The organism is Sanguibacter hominis ATCC BAA-789, assembly GCF_012396185.1.
Taxonomy (GTDB): Bacteria; Actinomycetota; Actinomycetes; order Actinomycetales; family Cellulomonadaceae; genus Flavimobilis; species Flavimobilis hominis.
The window spans coordinates 1159293-1178709 of the sequence record NZ_JAAXOW010000001.1 but is presented as its reverse complement, the minus strand read 5'-3'; the positions used below and the strand labels follow the sequence as shown (position 1 = coordinate 1178709).

18 protein-coding genes are annotated in these 19417 nt (G+C 72.9%); 12 read left to right on the top strand and 6 right to left on the bottom strand.

Going from position 1 to position 19417, the window contains the following annotated elements; genetic code table 11:
- The first annotated feature begins 76 nt into the window (after window positions 1-76).
- Together HF995_RS05370 and HF995_RS05365 are read left to right on the top strand one after the other, a co-directional pair.
- Window positions 77-1987, top strand: a complete 1911-nt coding sequence (locus HF995_RS05370; protein WP_168446717.1) for a heavy metal translocating P-type ATPase — start codon at window positions 77-79, stop codon at window positions 1985-1987.
- 53 nt (window positions 1988-2040) lie between these two features.
- Window positions 2041-2268 carry a heavy-metal-associated domain-containing protein gene (locus HF995_RS05365; protein WP_168446716.1) on the top strand — a complete coding sequence of 76 codons (228 nt, stop codon included), beginning with the start codon at window positions 2041-2043 and terminating at the stop codon, window positions 2266-2268.
- Window positions 2269-2344: 76 nt separating this feature from the next.
- Here the strand turns inward: HF995_RS05365 and HF995_RS05360 are convergent, their stop codons facing one another.
- A complete protein-coding gene (locus HF995_RS05360) occupies window positions 2345-3022 on the bottom strand; it encodes a Crp/Fnr family transcriptional regulator (RefSeq protein ID WP_168446715.1) in 678 nt (225 codons plus the stop codon).
- Between the two features lie 130 nt (window positions 3023-3152).
- Here HF995_RS05360 and HF995_RS05355 point away from each other — a divergent pair, with 130 nt between their 5' ends.
- Together HF995_RS05355 and HF995_RS05350 are read left to right on the top strand one after the other, a co-directional pair.
- A complete protein-coding gene (locus HF995_RS05355; protein WP_168447002.1) occupies window positions 3153-3863 on the top strand; it encodes an ABC transporter ATP-binding protein in 711 nt (236 codons plus the stop codon).
- Window positions 3860-4573 carry an ABC transporter permease gene (locus HF995_RS05350; protein ID WP_168446714.1) on the top strand — a complete coding sequence of 238 codons (714 nt, stop codon included), beginning with the start codon at window positions 3860-3862 and terminating at the stop codon, window positions 4571-4573. Before HF995_RS05355 ends, HF995_RS05350 begins: the two co-directional genes overlap by 4 nt.
- A gap of 27 nt (window positions 4574-4600) precedes the next feature.
- Here HF995_RS05350 and HF995_RS05345 read toward each other — a convergent pair whose 3' ends face one another.
- On the bottom strand, window positions 4601-5122 hold the full coding sequence (locus HF995_RS05345) for a methyltransferase family protein (protein WP_168446713.1): 522 nt from the start codon (window positions 5120-5122) through the stop codon (window positions 4601-4603).
- 81 nt (window positions 5123-5203) lie between these two features.
- On the opposite strand from HF995_RS05345, the gene HF995_RS05340 reads away from it, so the two are divergent.
- Window positions 5204-6046 (top strand): AAC(3) family N-acetyltransferase, encoded by an 843-nt coding sequence (locus tag HF995_RS05340; RefSeq protein ID WP_350308740.1) that lies wholly within the window; start codon window positions 5204-5206, stop codon window positions 6044-6046.
- 16 nt (window positions 6047-6062) lie between these two features.
- Here the strand turns inward: HF995_RS05340 and HF995_RS05335 are convergent, their stop codons facing one another.
- Entirely contained in the window at window positions 6063-6635 is a 573-nt protein-coding gene (locus HF995_RS05335; RefSeq protein WP_168446712.1) for a DNA-3-methyladenine glycosylase I, read from the bottom strand.
- 100 nt (window positions 6636-6735) lie between these two features.
- On the bottom strand, window positions 6736-7848 hold the full coding sequence (locus HF995_RS05330) for a YeiH family protein (protein ID WP_168446711.1): 1113 nt from the start codon (window positions 7846-7848) through the stop codon (window positions 6736-6738).
- A gap of 90 nt (window positions 7849-7938) precedes the next feature.
- Here HF995_RS05330 and HF995_RS05325 point away from each other — a divergent pair, with 90 nt between their 5' ends.
- Window positions 7939-8835, top strand: coding sequence for a LysR family transcriptional regulator (locus HF995_RS05325; protein WP_168446710.1), 897 nt, complete (start codon window positions 7939-7941; stop codon window positions 8833-8835).
- A gap of 30 nt (window positions 8836-8865) precedes the next feature.
- On the opposite strand, the gene HF995_RS05320 is transcribed toward HF995_RS05325, so the two are convergent.
- The gene (locus tag HF995_RS05320) at window positions 8866-9471 is read right to left on the bottom strand and encodes a thymidine kinase (protein WP_168446709.1); all 606 of its coding nucleotides are present in this window, start codon (window positions 9469-9471) and stop codon (window positions 8866-8868) included.
- A gap of 234 nt (window positions 9472-9705) precedes the next feature.
- Here HF995_RS05320 and HF995_RS05315 point away from each other — a divergent pair, with 234 nt between their 5' ends.
- From HF995_RS05315 to HF995_RS05300, 4 genes are all read left to right on the top strand, one after another.
- Window positions 9706-11289: a methyl-accepting chemotaxis protein gene (locus tag HF995_RS05315; RefSeq protein ID WP_168446708.1), complete on the top strand. Its 1584-nt coding sequence runs from the start codon at window positions 9706-9708 to the stop codon at window positions 11287-11289.
- Between the two features lie 81 nt (window positions 11290-11370).
- Complete coding sequence (locus HF995_RS05310; protein WP_168446707.1) at window positions 11371-12891, top strand: amino acid permease; 1521 nt, start codon at window positions 11371-11373, stop codon at window positions 12889-12891.
- A 39-nt stretch (window positions 12892-12930) separates the two neighbouring features.
- Window positions 12931-13497, top strand: a complete 567-nt coding sequence (locus tag HF995_RS05305; RefSeq protein ID WP_168446706.1) for a protein-L-isoaspartate O-methyltransferase family protein — start codon at window positions 12931-12933, stop codon at window positions 13495-13497.
- A gap of 306 nt (window positions 13498-13803) precedes the next feature.
- Complete coding sequence (locus HF995_RS05300) at window positions 13804-14853, top strand: tocopherol cyclase family protein (protein WP_168446705.1); 1050 nt, start codon at window positions 13804-13806, stop codon at window positions 14851-14853.
- A 210-nt stretch (window positions 14854-15063) separates the two neighbouring features.
- On the opposite strand, the gene HF995_RS05295 is transcribed toward HF995_RS05300, so the two are convergent.
- The gene (locus HF995_RS05295; protein ID WP_168446704.1) at window positions 15064-15804 is read right to left on the bottom strand and encodes an acetoacetate decarboxylase family protein; all 741 of its coding nucleotides are present in this window, start codon (window positions 15802-15804) and stop codon (window positions 15064-15066) included.
- 259 nt (window positions 15805-16063) lie between these two features.
- Between HF995_RS05295 and HF995_RS13590 the strand changes: the two genes are divergently transcribed.
- Window positions 16064-16507, top strand: a complete 444-nt coding sequence (locus tag HF995_RS13590; RefSeq protein ID WP_210727075.1) for a hypothetical protein — start codon at window positions 16064-16066, stop codon at window positions 16505-16507.
- Window positions 16508-16607: 100 nt separating this feature from the next.
- The gene (locus HF995_RS05285) at window positions 16608-19379 is read left to right on the top strand and encodes a hypothetical protein (RefSeq protein ID WP_168446703.1); all 2772 of its coding nucleotides are present in this window, start codon (window positions 16608-16610) and stop codon (window positions 19377-19379) included.
- Window positions 19380-19417 lie beyond the last annotated feature (38 nt).

Genomic DNA, 19417 nt, shown 5'->3' with positions numbered 1-19417 from the left:
GGTGGCGCCACGTCGTCGTCCCTAGCCTCGGGGCGAGGCCGCGCTCGCGGCCCGCGAGCGAAGGCGAGGACCCGACATGACGACTGGCAGCACGTGGATGCGGAACCGGTGGACGGTTCCCGGAGTGTCGGGTCTGCTGGTGCTCGCGTCGTTCGCGGCGCAGCGGTTCGGGGGCGCGTCCGTCGGGGACGCGCTCATGATCGTGGCGGCAGCCGTCGCTGGCGCGCCCGTCGTCGTCAAGGCGGTGCGCGCTGCGCTCGTGCGGGTCGTGAGCATCGACCTGCTCGTCTCGGTCGCGGCGATCGGGGCCGTCCTGGTCGGCAACTACTGGGAGGCCGCCGCGGTGACGTTCCTGTTCGCCGTCGGGCACGCGCTCGAGACGGCGACGCTCGACCGGACACGCTCCGCGCTCAGCGAGCTCGTCGCGCTCGCCCCCGACGTCGCGGTCGTCCTGCGCGACGGCGTGCAGGAGGAGGTCCCGACCCGGGACGTCGGCACGGGCGAGACCGTCCTCGTGAAGAACGGCGCGAAGGTCCCCGTCGACGGCGTGGTCGCCGGCGGGTCCGGTGCGCTCGACGAGGCGTCCATCACCGGCGAGTCCATGCCCGTCGAGAAGGCCGACGGCGACCAGGTGTTCGCCGGCACTGTCGCGGTCAGCGGGTTCCTGCAGGTCCGCGCGACCGGCGTCGGCTCGGACACGACGCTCGCGCGCATCATCCACCGCGTCGAGGAGGCGCAGGACGCCAAGGCTCGCACGCAGGCGTTCATGGACCGGTTCGCTGCCTGGTACACGCCCGGCACGATCGTCCTGGCGGTCGTCGTCGGGCTGCTCACCCGGGACGTGGTGCTCGCACTGACGCTGCTCGTCATCGGCTGCCCGGGCGCGCTCGTCATCTCGATCCCCGTGTCGATCGTCGCGGGCATCGGCCGCGGCGCGCGGGACGGCGTGCTCATCAAGGGCGGCGAGCACCTCGAGACGTCGGCACGCATCTCCGCGGTCGCGCTCGACAAGACCGGCACCCTGACCGAGGGGCGTCCGTCGCTGACCGACGTCGTCGCCCTCGCTCGCGGCGTGACGCAGGACGAGGTGCTCGCGGTCGCCGCCCGCGCCGAGGCCGGGTCCGAGCACCCGCTCGCCCGCGCCGTCCTCGACGCAGCACGGAACGCCGGCCTCGCGGTTCCGGGGCTGCCGAGCAGCACCGAACCGGTCCCCGGCAAGGGCATCGTCGCCACGGTCGACGGCGCCCGCATCGTCGTCGGCAACCTCGCCCTCCTCGCAGCCGAGGGAGTGGACGGCGCAGCCGCCGACCTCGTCGTCGACGAGCTGGGCGCCGCCGGCCGCACGCCCATGGTCGTCGTGCGCGACGGCGTCGTCCTCGGGGTCGTCGGCGTCGCGGACCGCGTCCGCGCCGACGCGGCCGAGATGGTGCGCCGCCTGCACGCCGCCGGCGTGCGCACGGTCGTCATGCTCACCGGCGACCAGCAGCGCGTCGCCGACGCCGTCGCAGCGCAGGTCGGCATCGACGAGGTGCGCGCCGGCCTGCTGCCCGAGGACAAGCTCGAAGCGGTCGCTGCGCTGCAGCGCGACGGGCACGTCGTCGCGATGGTCGGCGACGGCGTCAACGACGCCCCCGCCCTCGCCACCGCCGACGTCGGCATCGCGATGGGCGCCGGAACCGGCGTCGCCCTCGAGACCGCGGACATCGCCCTCATGCGCGACGACCTGCTGATGATCCCCCAGGCCGTCGCCCTCGCCCGCCGCACCGTGCGCACGATGCGCCAGAACATCGCCGTCGCGCTCGTGACCGTCGCGACCCTGCTCGCGGGCGTCCTCTTCGGTGGCGTCACGATGGCCGTCGGGATGCTCGTCCACGAGGCGTCCGTCCTCATCGTCATCGCCAACGCGGTGCGGCTCCTGCGCCGCCCCCGCGAGACCCGTGCCGCCCGGTTGACGCACGTCAAGGACCTCGCTGTCGCCCGTTCGTAGTGTGCAACCAGAAGCCCGGACACCGGGAAGGACCCCCAGGAGAGGAGCTCACCATGAGCGCCCAGACCACCACCCGCACCACCCTCCGCGCGCAGGGCTTCAGCTGCCCGTCGTGCGTCGCCAAGATCGAGAAGCAGGTCGGCCGGGTCGACGGAGTCGACTCCGTGACCGTCCACTTCGCGTCCGCGCGCATCGAGATCGAGCACGACGCCGAGCGTGCGAGCGTCGACGACCTCGTCGCCGCCGTCGCGAAGGCCGGGTACACCGCGACGCCCGCCTGAGCCGCGCCGGCCGACCAGCCCCCAATGCCGAGAGCGCCCGCCACGAGGCGGGCGCTCTCGTGCACTGCGCCCCGAGCTAGCGGACCAGGTCGTCCAACGCTGCGGCGTCGCGCACCAGGAGCTCGCGCTTGCCGCGCGACTCGACGATCCCCGCGTCGGCGAGGGCGCGCAGCGACCGGGACAACGACTCGGGCGTGGTTCCGAGGTAGGACGCGATGTCCTTCTTGCTGAGCGGCAGCTCGATCAGCAGCCCGTCCGCGTGGGGCTGGGCGGGCAGGTCGAGCAGGTAGCCGACGAGGCGCCGCTCGACGGGCGCGAGCGTCTGCGCGGTGAGCCGCTCCTCCGTGCGGGAGAGCTGTGTGGCGAGGGTCGCGAGCATCGCGACACCGACGCCGGGGTGCGCGTCGAGGAGCGGCTGCAGGTCGGCGTGCCGGAACTCGCACAGCACGGTCGCGCCCATCGCAGTGGCCGTGTGCCCGGGCGTCGCGCCCGTGAGGAACGACTCGACGCCGATGAAGTCACCCGCGTCGAGCACGCGCAAGAGGTGCTCGCCGCCGTCGGGCGACGAACGGGTCAGGCGCAGCCGGCCCGAGTTCACCACGAGGAGGCTCGCGACACGGTCGCCCTCGACGTACACCGTCTCGCCGTCGGGCAGACGGCGCGGCCGCGCGACGTCGTGCACCTCGCGCTGCTCGACGGGCGTGAGCCCGGCGAAGATCGGCACCCGCGACACGCACACCGGCAACGACGACATGCTCCGAGCCTAGGCCGCGCACCATCAGCTGCGCCTGGGACGCGAGAGTCATGCCCCCAGTGTGCGTCGTGTCGCGTGCGCCGCGGCAAGCACGAGGAATAGCGTCTGCTCCGTGAGCATCCCGGCGATCATGATCGACGGACTGACGGTCCGCCGCGGCCCGCGCACGGTCCTCGACGGCCTGCGGCTGTCGATCGCGAGCGGCACCGTGACGGGCCTGCTCGGCCCGTCTGGCGCGGGCAAGACGACGCTCATGCGGGCGATCCTCGGCGTCCAGCTCGTCGAGGCGGGCGACGTGACGGTGCTCGGCGAACCGGCTGGCAGCGCAGGGCTGCGCTCGCGGGTCGCGTACGTGACGCAGGCGCCGAGCGTCTACCTCGACCTCACGGTCCTCGAGAACCTGCGGTACTTCGGCCGGACGCTCGGCCTGCGCGGCCGCGCCCTCGAGGCGCAGGTCGCCGACGTCGTCGACCGCGTCGACCTCGGCAGTCACCAGCGCGCGCTCGTCGGGCGCCTGTCCGGCGGGCAGATGTCGCGCGTGTCGCTCGCGACCGCGCTGCTCGGCTCGCCCGAGCTGCTGGTGCTCGACGAGCCGACCGTCGGGCTCGACCCGGTGCTGCGGGAGTCGCTCTGGGGCCTGTTCGCCGACCTCGCCGCAGACGGCGTCACGCTGCTCGTGTCGAGCCACGTCATGGACGAGGCGGAGCGCTGCGACCGCCTCGTCCTGCTGCGCGACGGCGAGGTGATCGCCGACTCGACCCTCCCCGAGCTGCTCGCCGCCACAGGCGCGTCGAACGCCGACGGCGCCTTCCTCACCTTGGTCCGCAGGGAGCGCCCATGACCGCCACAGCCCGCCGGGTGCTCGCGCAGCTGCGCCACGACCCGCGCACGGTCGCGATGATCGCCGTTGTGCCGTGCGTGCTGCTCACGCTGCTGTGGTGGGTGTACGACGGCGGGCCGGTGTTCCAGCAGATCGGCGGGTCGCTGCTGGGCATGTTCCCCGTGATCATCATGTTCCTCATCACGTCGGTCGCGACGCTGCGGGAACGTTCCACGGGCACGCTCGAGCGGCTGCTGACGCTGCCGCTGCCCAAGGCGTCCTTCGTGCTCGGGTACGGCATCGCGTTCGGCCTGGTCGCGACCGTGCAGGCGCTGCTCGCGTCGGCGCTCATGATGGGGCCGCTCGGCCTCGACCCGCAGGGGCCGTGGCCGCTCATGGTGCTCGTCGCAGTCCTCGCCGCGCTCCTGGGGATGTCCTTCGGGCTGTTCGTGTCGGCGTTCGCGAGCACCGAGTTCCAGGCCGTGCAGTTCATGCCCGCGGTGATCCTGCCGCAGTTCCTGCTGTGCGGGCTGCTCGTGCCGCGCGCCGACATGCCGCGTGCCCTCGAGCTCGCGTCCGACGTGATGCCGCTCTCCTACGTCGTCGACGCGATGACGGAGGTGACCCGCCACGAGTCGCCCGACGTGCTGATGCCGCTCACGATCGTGGTGGGGTTCATCGTCGCGCTGCTGCTGCTCGGTGCGGCGACCCTGCGGCGCCGCACGCCCTGATCTGCACCCGCCTGCCCGGCGGGGCGTTCAGCCGGTCCGGTCCTCGAGGAGGGCGCGCACGGCCCCGACCGAGCGTCCGTCGACCCAGCGCGGCACGGTCGCCACGTACTCCGCATATGCGGCACCGAACTTCGCCGCGAGCATCTCCTCCTCCGCCGCGATCTGGCGGGAGTGCAGCAGGTAGGCGAGCGCGGCCGCAGGGGCGAGGGCGGCGACGGACCGCCGAGCGACCGCCCGTGCGACGACGACGCCGACCATCCCGACGTACATCGGGTTGCGGCTCACCGCGTTGACGCCGGACGTGACGAGCGTCGACGCGTCGGGGACGCGCGGGTCGACGGTCGTGCGGCGTCGCGCGAAGTCGACGACAGACGCACCGGCGAGCGCCACCGACGCGGCGCCCAGCGCCGTCCCGGCGAGGCGCGCGAACCTGCCGCCGCGCTCGCGTGACACGAGCGACTGCGCGACCCACGCCCCCGCAGCAAGCACGGCGGGCGGCACGCGACCGTCCGTGACACCGAGGTGATCGACGATCTTCGTGGTGCTCATCGTGCTTCCTCCTGCTTTTCATCCTGGGTCGTGACCTGTGTGGACGCGCGGCGCGCGGACGCCGCCGCTACGTTGGAGCGCGTGGAAACCCAGTCCGGCGGAGCGCCTGTCCGCCATCGTCACGCACCTGTACCCGTCACCGCCACCGCTCTCAGCGACGTGCTCGCGGATCTGGGGGTGCGTGGCCGGACGGTCATGGTGCACGTGTCGCTCTCGCGCCTCGGCTACGTCGTCGGTGGCGAGGCGGGGGTCGTGCAGGGTGTGGTCGACGCCGTCGGGCCCGATGGCACCGTCGTGATGCCGGCGCAGTCGTGGCAGCTGTGCGACCCCGCGTTCCTGCGCATGCCCGACGTGCCGGAGGAGTGGTACCCGACGCTGCGCGACAGTCTCCCGGCGTACGACCCGGCGCGTACGCCGACCCGCACGATGGGCGCGGTCGCCGAGCTGTTCCGCACGTGGCCCGGCGTGCTGCGCTCGGCGCACCCGCAGCGGTCGATCGCCGCGCTCGGCCCGAACGCGGCGCGCATCACCTCGACCCACGACTTGGACGACGCCGCAGGTGAGCGTTCGCCGATGCGCGCCCTGCACGACGTCGGCGGGTACGTGCTGCTCCTGGGCGTCGGCTTCGACAAGTGCACCGCGCTGCACCTCGCGGAGAACCGCATCACCTGGCCGACGCGTCAGTACGTCGCGCAAGGCGGGCCCGTGCTGCGTGACGGGGAGCGGGTCTGGGAGACGTGGCAGGAGCTGTGGCCCGAGGACGAGGACTTCGGCGAGTGCGGCGCCGCGTTCTGCGAGGCGCACCCCGAGCTCGTCGAGACGGCGCTCGTCGGGAACGCCCCCGCGGTCCTCGTCCCGGTCCGTGAGCTCGTCGAGTTCGCGACCCCGTGGCTCGCCCGCGCCCGCGGCGGCGCCGTCCTCTGACGCGTGGGCTGACCGTTCAGCTCGTGCGGGCAGCGATCGGGCAGGTCGCGACGTGGTCGTCGACGAGGCCGCACGCCTGCATCGCCGCGTAGGCGGTCGTCGGGCCGATGAAGCGGAAGCCTCGACGCTTGAGCTCCTTCGCGAGGGCGACAGACTCGGGCGTCTGGCCCGGGATCTCCGTGAGGCTCGCGAGGCGGCGCTCGCGCGCGGGCGGCGCGAACGACCAGATCAGCTCGTCGAGCGTCTCTCCTGCCTCGCGCAGCGCGACGACGGCGCGCGCGTTGCTGATCGTCGCCTCGATCTTCGCGCGGTTGCGGATGATGCGGGCGTCCAGGAGGAGCCGCTCGACGTCGTCCTCCTCGAAGCCCGCGACCGTCTCCGGGTCGAAGTCCGCGAACACCTCGCGGAACGCCGGGCGCTTGCGCAGCACCGTGATCCACGCCAGGCCCGACTGGAACGCCTCGAGCGCGAGGCGCTCGAGCAGCGCGGCCTCGCCGTGCACGGGCACGCCCCACTCGTCGTCGTGGTACGCCTCGTACAGCGGGTCGCCGTCGCCGAAGCAGCGTGCGGCCTGGATCGTCGTCGTCATACGCACACTGTGCCGTACCCGACCGACAGCGCCGCGTGCCGTCGTCCCGCCCGGGCCGGTGCAGGTGCGGCTGGCGCTTTGTGGACAGGGCGCAGCCGGCTCAGCTCACGAGCGTGACGCCGACCCCCGCGATCGTGGTCACGAGCAGCGTGGCCAGGGCCGCGAGCACGAATGGCCGCGCACCAACCTTCCTGAGCTCCTGGACCTTGACGCCGCACCCCAGCGCGAACATCGCAGCGGAGAGCATCACCGTCTGCAGGAGGCGACCGGTCGTGAGCGTCCACGCGGGCAGCGTCACCAGGGCGCGCAGCAGCACGAGCGCCAGGAAGCCGACGACGAACGGCGGGACGAGCGGCGGACGGCGCCGCGCGGGGACCGCGCCAGCGCCACGCGCGCAGGTGACCCGCCGCTGCCGCACGCCGAGTGCCGCCACGACCGGGGCGAGCAGCAGCACGCGCGCCAGCTTCACCACGACGGCAGCCGCGAGAGCGTCCGGGCCGAGGATGCCGCCCACCGCGACGACCTGCGCGATCTCGTGGACCGACGCCCCGGCCCACGTGCCCGCGGTGACCGCACCGAGGGCCAGCAGGTGGCTCGCGAGCGGGAGCAGGGCGATCATCGCCGTGCCGAAGATGACGACGAGCGCGACGGCGGTGACCGTCTGGTCCTCCGCGTCGTCGTCCGGGTCGGTGACGCTCGCGGCCCCCGCGACCGCCGCAGCCCCGCAGATGGAGAAGCCGCACGCGATCAGGAGCGCGAGGCCGCGCGGCACGCGCAGCCAGCGGCCCAGCGCGACCGTGCCGAGGATCCCGCCGCCGACGACGCACAGCACGACGAGCAGCATCGGCGCGCCCAGGCCGAGGATGTCGGCCAGGACGAGCTGCAGCCCGAGGAACACGATCCCGACGCGCAGCAGGACCTTTGCGGAAAAGTCGATCCCCGGTGACAGGGACGGGGGCAGCCGCGTCGCGTTGGTCACCACGACGCCGAGGACGATCGCGACGATCATCGGGCTGAGCCCCGGGACGAGCTGGCCAGTGACCCATGAGAGCGCCGCGGCCGCGAGGCACAGCGCGACGCCGGGCAGTCGCGACGCCGCACGCGAGAGGGAGGGCCGGAGGGAGCCGCGCTCGCGCGCGGGGCCGACCTGCTGAGCGAGGCGTCGGCCGTCCCCGGGCGCGTGCGCGGCGGCGTCGGGCTCGAGGAGGGTCATGACGTCATCGTCTCGGCGCGCGCTCATCGCCGGTAGAAGCAGTTCCCGAGCGCGTCACAACGTAGGCTTGTCGCAGGACGGAGGAGATCGATGCGGGCAGAACCCGACCTGCAGGCGCTGCGCGCGCTCGCGCTCGCCGCCCGGGAGAACAGCATCTCCGCCGCGGCCGGCCTCCTCGGCGTCAGCCAGCAGGCCGTCTCGCTGCGCATCCGCACTCTCGAACGCGAGCTCGGCGCGCGCCTCCTCGTGCGCTCCACCCGCGGCTCCCGGCTCACGCCAGCGGGTCAGCAGGTCGTCGGCTGGGCGCAGCCCCTCCTGGCCGCCGCAGACGCGTTCGCCGACGCCGCACGCGCCCTGCGCGACGACCGCACCACCACCCTGCGCATCGCCGCGAGCCTCACGATCGCCGAGCACCTCCTGCCGAGGTGGATCGGGACCTGGCGCGCGCAGGTCGGCGAGCACGGGCCGGAGGTGCAGGTCACCGCCGCCAACAGCAGCACCGTCGCCATGAGCGTGCGCGAGGGCACGGCCGACCTCGGGTTCGTCGAGTCTCCCCGCACGCCAGCGGGCCTCGGCTCGGCGACGGTCGCGCACGACACGCTTGACGTCGTCGTCCAGCCCGAGCACCGCTGGGCCCGCGCCCGCTCCATCACCGTGCAGGAGCTCGCGACGACCGGACTCGTGCTGCGCGAGAAGGGCAGCGGCACGCGCCAGGCCTTCGACGCCGCGATGGCCGACGCCGGCTACCCGGACCACGCCGAGCCCGTGATGGTGCAGAAGAGCACCCTTGGCATGCGCAGCGCAGTCATGGGCGGCACCGCACCCGGCGTGCTCAGCAGCCTCGCCGTCGCCGACGACGTCCGCGCGGGACGCCTCGCCCGCGTCCAGGTCGACGGACTCACCATGAGCCGCCCGCTCACCGCCCTGTGGGCGGGCGCGGCCCCGCCGCGGCACGCCCGCGACTTCCTCGAAGCCTGCGCGGACTGAGGGCCGCCCGAGCAAGCACGACCCCCAGGGTCAGGCGAGCACGCCGCCCGACTCGCGCAGGTAGCAGGCCGCGCACAGCGACTCGTACGTCACCGCAGCGCCGTCGATCGCGACCTGGTCGCCGTCGAACACCGCGTGCCCGTCGACGCGCCGCGAGTTGAAGATCGCCTTGCGGCCGCACCGGCAGATCGTCTTGAGCTCCTCGAGGCTGTGCGCGATCTCGAGGAGGCGCTGCGAGCCCGGGAACGCCGCCGTGCGGAAGTCGGTGCGGATGCCGTAGCAGATCACCGGGATGCCATCGAGGACGGCGACACGCAGCAGGTCGTCGACCTGGCGCGGCGTGAGGAACTGCGCCTCGTCGAGCAGCAGGCAGGACACGTCGCGGCCCGTCTCGCGCTGCACGCGCTCGCGGTGCGTCTGCAGGGTGAGGTAGGCGTCGTCGTCCTCCCCGAGCACGTAGTCGACCGACCGGTCGACGCCGAGGCGCGAGTGGATCTTGCGTCCCGCCTTCGTGTCGATGCCCGGCTTGGCGAGCAGGATCTGGTGGTCCCGCTCCTCGTAGTTGTGCGCCGCCTGCAGCAGGGACGTCGACTTGCCGGAGTTCATCGCCCCGTACCGGAAGTAGAGCTTCGCCATGACGGGAATTCTCCCATCCAGGGGCTGTGGGCATCGACGGTGTCCGGGCGGACGCTGCGGAGGCCCCCTCTCCGCAGCCCTGGGTGTTATCCCCTTAACGCGTGGACGCATTTCTCACGGTCGTCTCATCGAGTACCGCCTGCGACCGATGAGTGCCCGCACCACCGCCCCGCACCGTCTCGCCACCAGCCGGACACCCAGCCGCACGCCACGCCGCACGCCCAGGAGCCCGCGATGACCGCACGACTCAGCTCGACCTCGATCATGACGCGCCTCGTCGCCGTCGTGGTCCTCGCAGCGCTCGGCATGGGTGCGCTCACCGTCATCGCGAGCGTCCTCGTCCGCGACCGCGTCATGACCGAGCGCCAGGACGCGACCCGCGCCGTCGTCGAGTCCGCCGCCGGCGTCCTCGCCTACTTCGGCGCGCAAGAGACGAGCGGTGCGATGGACCGCGAGGCCGCGCAGGCCGCCGCGATCGACGCCGTCCGCGACATGCGGTACTCCGGCGAGGAGTACTTCTGGATCAACGACATGACGCCCGCCATGGTCATGCACCCCATCAAGCCCGAGATGGACGGCAGCGACCTCAGCCAGAACGCCGACCCCGACGGCAAGCTCCTCTTCGTCGAGATGGTCGACGTCGTCAAGGCCGACGGGCGCGGGTTCGTCGAGTACCAGTGGCCCAAGCCGGGCTACGACGCCGCGCAGCCCAAGGTCTCCTACGTCGTCGGCTACGAGCCGTGGGGCTGGATCATCGGCTCAGGCGTCTACGTCGACGACGTGCAGCAGGTCGCCCTCGGCGACGCCGCACGCCTCGCCCTCGCCACGCTCGTCGTCCTCGCCGTCACCGTCGCCGTGTGCATCGTCATCGCCCGCTCGATCGTCACGCCCATCCGCCGCGCCGCTCAGGTCCTCGGCACCGGCGACCTCAGCATCCGCCTCGACGAGGGCCGCGGCCGCACCGAGCTCGAGCAGCTCGCCGTGTCCCTCAACGCGACCCTCGACCGGTCCTCCTCCGTCGCCGACGAGGTCGCCCAGGTCGCCGCCCGCCTCGACGCCTCCGCCCGCCAGCTCCTCGCCACGGGAGACGACATCGCCAGCGCGACCGCCACCGCTACCGAGCAGACCGTCGACCTCGCCGGCTCCGCGACCGAGGTCGCCGCCGGCATCGAGACCGTCGCGGCAGGAACCCACCAGATGGGCGCGTCCATCTCCGAGATCGCGCAGAACGCGAACGCCGCCGCGCAGATCGCCACCGAGGCCGTCAACGCCGCCGACGCCACCTCACGCACCGTCGTCGCCCTCGGCGAGGCGTCCGCGCAGATCAGCAGCGTCGTCAAGGTCATCTCCGCGATCGCCGCGCAGACCAACCTCCTGGCACTCAACGCCACGATCGAGGCCGCACGCGCCGGCGAGGCCGGGCGCGGGTTCGCCGTCGTCGCGAGCGAGGTCAAGGACCTCGCCCAGGAGACCGCCACCGCGACCGGGGGCATCACCGAGCAGGTCGAGGAGATCCAGGCGACCGTGGACCGCGCGACCGCGGAGATCGCCCACATCACCGACGTCGTCACGCGCATCAACGACTACCAGATGTCGATCGCCGGAGCCGTCGAGGAGCAGACCGCCACGACCAACGAGATGGCCCGCTCCGTCGAGCAGGTCGCCGACGGCGGCCGCACGATCGCCCGGTCCCTCCAGGACGTGGAAGCAGCCTCACGCGCGACCGCCGTCGAGATCGGCACGGTCCGCGACGCCGCGCACGAGCTCGTCGACGCTTCCCAGGACCTCCAGACGGTTCTCGCCGCATTCACGCGGTAGTGTCTGCGCGGCGTGCCCCGCTGGCGTCGCACCATCCACGGGGGCAGGCTCGTAAGACAGGACCTCACGGCGGGAGCAGGGATGGCCAGGACGGCTGACAGCAGGGGACGACGCAAGTCCATCGAGGCTGCGATCGCCACGAGCGAGGACCCCGAACGGTCGCTCCGACGCGACCTCACCGCATGGGACCTCGCCGTCCTCGGCGTCGCCGTCGCCGTCGGCGCGGGCATCTTCTCCGTCGGCGCGCAGGCCGCCGCCAACCACGCCGGGCCGGGCGTGATCGTCTCGTTCGTCATCGCCTCGATCGTGTGCGGCCTCGCGATGATGTGCTACGCCGAGTTCGCCTCGACGCTTCCCATCGCCGGGTCCGCCTACACGTACTCGTACGCGACCATGGGCGAGCTCGTCGCCTGGATCATCGGCTGGGACCTCATCCTCGAGATGCTCCTCGCCGCTGCCGTCATCGCGAAGTTCTGGGGCATCTACCTCGGTGACGCGTTCGATCTCTTCGGCATCGGCATCCCCATGGACCTGCACCTCGGCCCGATCACCTTCGAGTGGGGTCCAGCTCTCATCGTCGCGATCTTCACCGCGCTGCTCGTCATCGGCACGAAGATGAGCACCCGCGTGAACTCGGTGTTCACGATCATCAAGGTGAGCATCACGCTCTTCGTGATCGTCGTCGGGTTCTTCTACGTCAAGGCCGAGAACTTCTCGCCGTTCATCCCGCCGGCACAGCCCGCCGAGAGCGCGTCCGGCCTGCACCAGCCGCTGTTCGCGTTCGTCACCGGCCTCGAGCCGTCGATGTACGGCATCGTCGGCGTCCTGTCCGGCGCGGCACTCGTGTTCTTCGCCTTCATCGGGTTCGACGTCGTCGCAACGACCGCAGAGGAGACGCGCGACCCGCAGCGCAACCTGCCTCGCGGCATCCTCGGCGGCCTCGCCGTCGTCACCGTCCTCTACGTCCTCGTGACGATCGTCGTGACCGGCATGGTCTCCTACGCCGAGCTCGCGAAGGTCGACGAGCCGTCGCTCACGTCCGCGTTCGTGCTCGTCGGCGCCGACTGGGCTGGCAAGGTCATCTCGATGGGCATCCTCGTCGGGCTGACGTCCGTGATCATGGTGCTCCTGCTCGGCCTCACCCGGATCGTCTTCTCGATGAGCCGCGACGGCCTGCTCCCCCGCGCGCTGTCCGTCACGCACCCCGTACACCGCACGCCTGCGCGGCTGCAGATCGGGGCGGGCGTCGTCGTCGCGCTCGTCGCCGCGCTCACCGACGTGTCTGCGCTCGCCGACATGATCAACATCGGCACGCTGTCCGCGTTCGTCCTCGTCAGCTTCGCGGTGCCACTCCTGCGCAAGCAGCGCCCCGACCTCGAGCGTGGGTTCCGCGTGCCGTGGTCGCCGGTGCTGCCGATCGTGTCCGGCGTCGCCTGCCTGTGGCTCATGACCAACCTGACGACGATCACGTGGCTGCGCTTCGGCGTCTGGCTCGTGCTCGGCTTCATCATCTACTTCACGTACTCCCGCGAGCACAGCCTCGTGGGGCGGATCGACATCGAGACCACGACCGAGAAGGAGGTGGGCGGCGCCATCGGATGAGCGTCGGGGGAGGCATCCGGCGCGGCAGTCGCACAAGCCATGGACCGGGTTGGCGAGGCGATGCACGCGATCGAGCGGCGGGAGTTCCTGCCGCCGACGCAGCGTGAGCGCGCGGGGCTCGACGTCCCGCTCGGCATCGGCCACGGAGCGACGTGCTCGCAGCCGACCACGGTCGCCACGATGCTGCGCCTCCTGGGTGCGCGGCCCGGGCACGCGGTGCTCGACGTCGGTTCCGGCTCCGGGTGGACCCTCGCCCTCCTCGACCATCTGGTGACGCCCGGCGGGACGGTCGTCGGCGTCGAGCTCGAGCCCGCGCTCGTGACGTTCGCGCGCCGCAACCTCACCGCACTCCTCGGGGACCTCGCACCGCGCGTCCAGCAGGCCGTCCCCGGCCGCCTCGGCTGGCCCGACGACGGCCCGTACGACCGCATCCTCGTCTCCGCCGAAGCGCTCGACGTGCCCGCCGCGCTCGTCGCGCAGCTCGCCGACGGAGGACGCATGGTCGTCCCCGTGCGCGGCCGGATGACGGTCGTCGACCGCGTGGGGGACGACCTGCGCGTCGAGCAGCACGGCGCCTACACGTTCGTCCCGCTGCGCGAAGAGTGAGGCCCCGCGCCGGGCGCGCTGAGCGCGGCTCGCGGCCGCGCCGACCCCGCGGCGGCCCCGCGCCGCGCCGCGCGCGTGCAGGCGCCACGCGCCGGGCGCGTGCAGGCGCCGGCTCCGTCAGTCCCGGCCGAGTCCGTCGGGTGCCGACCGGGCCGGGCTGCTGAGTCCGTCAGTTCCGACCGAGTCCGTCGGTTGCGACTGACGGAGTCGGGCTGGGAGTGACGGACTCGCGGGCGGGCGGCGCGCCGCGTCCCGGCGGGGCCGCTACCGGTCGCCATCCGCACCCGGTCGCCGTAGCGTCCCAGCATGGGGTGGTATCGGGAGTCTGGCGCTGACCGACCGTTCGGCAACCTGCTCGCGGCGCACGGCGTCGCGATGGAGGGCTACTTCTGGCGGTTCACGCTGCTCGACGGGCGCGCGCTCATCGCGCTCGCGGGCGTGAACCGCGCTGGCCCGCTACCGCGGGACCGGTCCAGCGCGTCGGCGGTCTTCGGGCCGTCGGAGCAGCACTGGGCGACGCTCGGCCTCGCTGCTTATCCCGGCGGCACGCTCTTCCAGGCCGAGCACCCGACCGGTGCGGCCGACCCGCACGGACTCGGCGTCGTCGCCGGTGACGCGTTCCGCGGCTGGGCCGACGAGCTGCACGTCCACCTCAACCCTGACGCCCGCATCGACGCGACGATCCTCGCCTCGCGGCCGTGGCCGCGTGCCCGCTTCGGCGGGTCGAGCATCTTCCAGACGGTCCCAGGTCTCAACCAGTACTGGCACCCCTGGCTGCTGGGCGGGACCGCGCAAGGGAGCGCCGTCGTCGGCGGTGAGGTGTGGAACCTCGACGGCGCGAGCGTCTACGCGGAGAAGAACTGGGGGCGTGGCGGCTTCCCCGAGTCGTGGTGGTGGGGGCAGGCGCAGGCGTTCGACGACGGCTCCGACGCGTGCGTCGCGTTCGCCGGTGGACAGGTGCACGCCGGCCCGTTGCGGACCGAGGTGACGGGGCTCGTCGTGCTGCTGCCCGACGGCACCCTGCTGCGGCTCGGCAACCCCGGGACGTCCCCCGTGCGGGCGCGGGTCACGGACGAGGAGTGGCTGCTGCACGGGCGGTCGGGGCGGTGGGAGGTCGAGGTGCGTGCGGATGCGCCGCTCGACGACGCCCACGTGCTCCCCGTCCCGCTGCCTGCGGAGCGGCGCAACGTGCCCGGCGCGATCGAGCACCTGGGTGGGCGAATGCGCGTGCGCGTCCGGCGGGGCGGGCGGAGGGTGTGGCAGGCGACGTCGAACACGGCCGGGCTGGAGCACGGTGGGCTCGACCGCGCGGCGGCCGAGCTCGCCCGCCGGGACGCGGCCGGGCGGGACGCGTAGGTCCCGGGGCCTGAGCCCGGCGCGGGCCCAGGCGCCACCGAGGTCGTGACTTTGGTGCCGAAGGCGTGAGTCGTAGCTGCCGACCTCGGGGCGGAACTCACGACCTCGGCGCTGGGCCGCGGCGGGCGGAGCGGGCTGGTGGCGCCAGAGGCTCGTGGCGCCGGGCGGGACGGCGCAGCGGCTTGCCGGAGGAGGCCCCGGTCCGTGCCCTCAGCGGCGGACGTCGCGGCCGAACGTGATGACGGCGTCGGTCAGAGCGAGCGAGAGCAGCGGGCGGTGGCCCGCGAGCCAGGCGAGCGGGCCTGGGCGCGCGACGTCCCAGCGGACGCGGACGCACCGGACGTCCGCGTGGACGCGGTTGCGCGACGTGATCGAGCCGACGCCGGAGCCGGCATGGTCGGCAAGCGCGCGCTGGGCGGTCGTGAGCGTGAGGGGGAGGCGGGGAAGCAGCCGTGCGCCGAGGTGCGCGGCGAGGCGGAGGATCGGGGCGCCGTCGGGCAGCCTGACCTGCGCACTGACGCCCCGCCGGTGCGGGTCGCGCTCCGGTACCGGCGCGGCGACGCGGCTGCCGCCCGGCCCCGAGCCGGGCGCGGCGAGCAGCGCGCCGTCCGGGGTGAACGTCGCGACGTGCTTGGGGATGGCCCACAGCTCGCGCCCGCCAGCCGCAGACTGCTCGGTGGACACCCAGATCTGCGGGATCGTCACGCGCAGCGCGCCGCGCGCGTGGGTGAGGACGCCGACGAGCAGCTCGTCGTACTGGAGCATCTCGCGGGCGCCGTACGTCACCGACGCGACGCCGACGACGGCGCGCCCGCACGCCAGCACGAGCCGATGACCATCGGGGAGCGCGGCGTCCAGGCCCGGGATGTCGCCGGGCTCGACGAGGAACGTCGAGACGAGCATCTGACCGGCGAGGAACCAGGGCTCGGGCGGGTAGGCGGCGTCGCTCATGCGTTCATGCTGCCGCACGTGCGCGGGATTGGTGATCGTTGCGTCGTGGGACGCGTGAGGCGCGTGTGACCGCGCGGGCTCGCGGCCGCGAAGGCCGCACCGAAGGCGGTCCTGACCGCCTCGAAGGTCCGCACCACGAAGGTGACGAAGCCGTTCGCGCTGACGCCCGCGACGATCACCGTGACCAGCGTGTCCAAGGCGATCTACAAGAAGCGGTTCGTGTCCGGGGCGAGGCGCGCGGGCGCTAGCCTCGGTGTTCATGGGGGAACTTGAGACGCGGATGAGCTCGGCACTCGACCTGGTGCGCGGTGCGGGGTGGCTGATCCCGGCGGTCGTCGTCGTCGTGGTCGCGCTGCTGGTGATCGTCAGGCGCGGGGGTCCGCGACCGGGTGAGTTCTGGATGGCGGACGTCCCGTTCCGTGAGGGTGCCGGGAGCAAGGACCGGCCGTGCTACGTCGTCGGTCGGAGCTGGCGCACGGTGCGCGTCCTGTACGTGACGTCGCGCGACCGGACGGGCGACGACCGTTACGTGCCGGTCGACACGAGCGGGTGGACCGGCCGCGTCGCGGGGCGCCGGAGCTGGATGCAGATCGCGGAGCGTCGTGGAGCGGACCCGTGCCTGTCCGTGCGGAGATCGGCGTTCCGCCGCTACCTCGGGCGTGCTTCGGCGGGGGAGAGAGCGATCGTCGCGTCCGCGCTGTGACGTACGGCTCGTGAGTATCGCCCTATCTGTTGGCACCAAGTCCGCTTGGGGGGTATACGCGGGCGTCGTCGTGTGGGAACCTTGGCCGTCACCTGACACAGTGTCACGAACCGGGGAGAACATGCAGGTCACCAGCAGGACATCACGAGCGATCCGGGCCCTGCTCGTCACGACCCTCGCCCTCGCGGCCGGTGTGGTCGCGCTCCCGGTCGCAGCGCCGGCATCCGCAGCGGGCGCCATCGCCTTCGACGACTTCTCAGGGACGGTCCGCGGCACGCGGTCGTACGAGGTCGCTGGCAACTCGACGTTCACGCAGAGCGGCGGCACGGGCAACATCAAGCTGGAGAAGCTGGCTGGCAACGGCTCGGTGCCGACCGTCACCCTCACGTACGCGATGGGTCCGACGAACCTGAAGGACACGACCAACGGCCAGCTCTTCCTCGACCTTCTCGACATCCAGGGCGGCGCTGGCTATACCGCCGTCGCGATCTCGGCGATCGTGACGGACAGCAGCGGCAGGTCCAGCAGCTACAACTCGGGCATCGGCGCGACGCCGAGCCACGGCTTCGTCTTCAACTACGACTGCTCACCCGGTCAGACTGCCTGCTTCAAGGGCACGGCGGACCTCAGAGACATCACGACGCTGCAGGTCATGTTCATGCACGGCGACGGCAACGCGACCGCGCCCGCCGTGACGCTGCGGGTCGCGGGGATCACGTCGACGCCGCTCGGCGGCGCCCGCCCGGCCGTCCCCGCTCCGGTGATCGCGACGGCGACACCGGCAGTCGTCGGTGCGGACGGCGGCGAGACAAGCTTCGACGTCGTGTTCCGCTCCGGGGCGTCTCAGGCGTCGCTCGTCGACCTGAGCGCCTCCGTGGTGTCGGTCGCCGGCGGGACAGGCACGACCACCGTCGTCACGGGCCCGAGCACGATCAGGGTCACGACCCGGCTCGGGGCCGGCACGGGCACGCAGGACCTCACCGTCACGATCCCGGCCGGGGCAGTGACGGACACGTGGGGTCAGCAGAACGCGCAGGCGTCGCTGACGCACCGCGTGCGCTTGGCGGCCGCCCCGTCGTGGAGCGGCCCGACGCAGCGCGCGGTGCTCGCAGGCAGCGTCATCACGGGCTCGTTGGGGACGTGGACGCAGGCGCAGGGCGAGTCAGGTGTCACTCACACGATCATGAGCGGCGCGCTCCCGGCCGGGGCTGCGCTCTCCCCTGCGGGGGTACTGGTGGGCGCTGTGTCAGCCGTGGGGTCGTTCAGCTTCAGTGTCACTGCGGTCGATGGTTACGGGGTGAGCCGCACCAAGGCCTTCACCCTGGACGTGGTCGGGGCGACGAGCGTCGCGCCGGTGAGCCTCGTCGTGCAGCGGGATGCGTCCGTCGAGCGCCTGGTCCCGGTGACGGGGTTCGGGACTGACTCGGACGTCGCGCTCTCCCCGGCCATCCCGGGCGTGACGGTTGCGCGTGAGGGGCAGGGCGTGAAGTTCTCGGGCTCCGCTCCGGCGCTGGGCACTCACGTGTCTGAGCTGGTGATCAGCCGGACGGTCGGCCCCGACACCGTCGTGACGAGCCGCACCCCCGTGTCGATCCAGGTCGGCCTCGTGCCGGCCGTGACCGAGGTGCCTGTGAGCCTGCGCGCCGGCCGTGCGGCGGACGTGGTGTTCGCATCCCACGTCGGAGCGACGAGCCTGGGCCCGATCCTGGGCAGCGTTCCTGGGATGACCATCAGTTTGTCCGGGAGCTCTCTCTCCCTCCAGGGGACGCCGACCGCTCGTGGCGTGTTCGACGTCGTCGTGTACGCGGCGAACGAGTTCGGCACGGTTTCCAAGACGATCCAGGTCGAGGTTGGCGCGCCGCGCGCGACGACGGTGGTCACGCCGTCCGGCGGGGCGGTGCAGACGGTCGTCGAGGGTGCGACGGTGTCGTTCGACGTCGTGCAGGATGCGGACGGGCAGCGCCCGACCGCGGGCGCGGACGTGCTGACGGCTGACGACGTCGTGACCTCGGGCGTCGACGTCGCGGACGTCGCGGTCGCCGCGACCGCGGGCGGCTACCGGGTCGACGTGACGTTGGCGCCGGGTGCTGTTGACGGGGATCTTGTCGTCACGCTGCCTGACGGCGCGACGGTCGATGCGTGGGGCGCGTCGTCCCTCGCTGGCAGCGGCACGGTGCGGCTGACGATCCAGCGCGCACCCGTGCCGGAGACCGTGAAGCCGGGGACGTCCGTCACCGGCACGGGCACGCCTGCGGACCCGTTCCGGGTTCCGGCTGGCGGCCCGGTGGGTCTCACGCTCGCGTTCGGTGGGACGCCGGTGCCGACGCTCACGCTCGAGTCGGTGACGTCGGTCGCCGCAGGTCTCCCGGGGGGCGGTGCTGCCGTGAGTGGGGCTGACCTGGTCGCGAGCCTGTCCGCGGTGGCACCGCAGGCGGTGACGGGGCTCGCGCTCGTGGACCACGGCGACGGGACGGGCACGGTGTCGGGCCAGCTCGCTGCTGGCACGTATGACGTCGCTGTGCGGGCGACGAACGCGGTCGCCTCGGTCGTGCGGACCGTTCGTGTCCAGGTCGCGGCGCAGCCGGTGGTCGTGCCGACGCCGACGGTGCCGCCCACAGATGAGCCGACGCCCACGCCGACGCCGACGGATGAGCCGGTCGACGAGCCGACGAGCACGCCGACGGACGACACTCCGGAGGACCCGTCCGACGACGTCGTGCCGGACGGTGACGCCGACGGCGACTCTGACGGCGGGGCTGAGAGCGACGAGCTGCCTGTCACGGGTGCGGAGGTCGGCGGGCTGGCGGCGCTCTCGCTGCTGTTCGTCGCTGGTGGTGCGCTGCTGCTCGTCTGGCGGCGCCGAACGGCCTGATCCCGGGACTGATCGACGCCCCGTCCGTCCGCACGTCG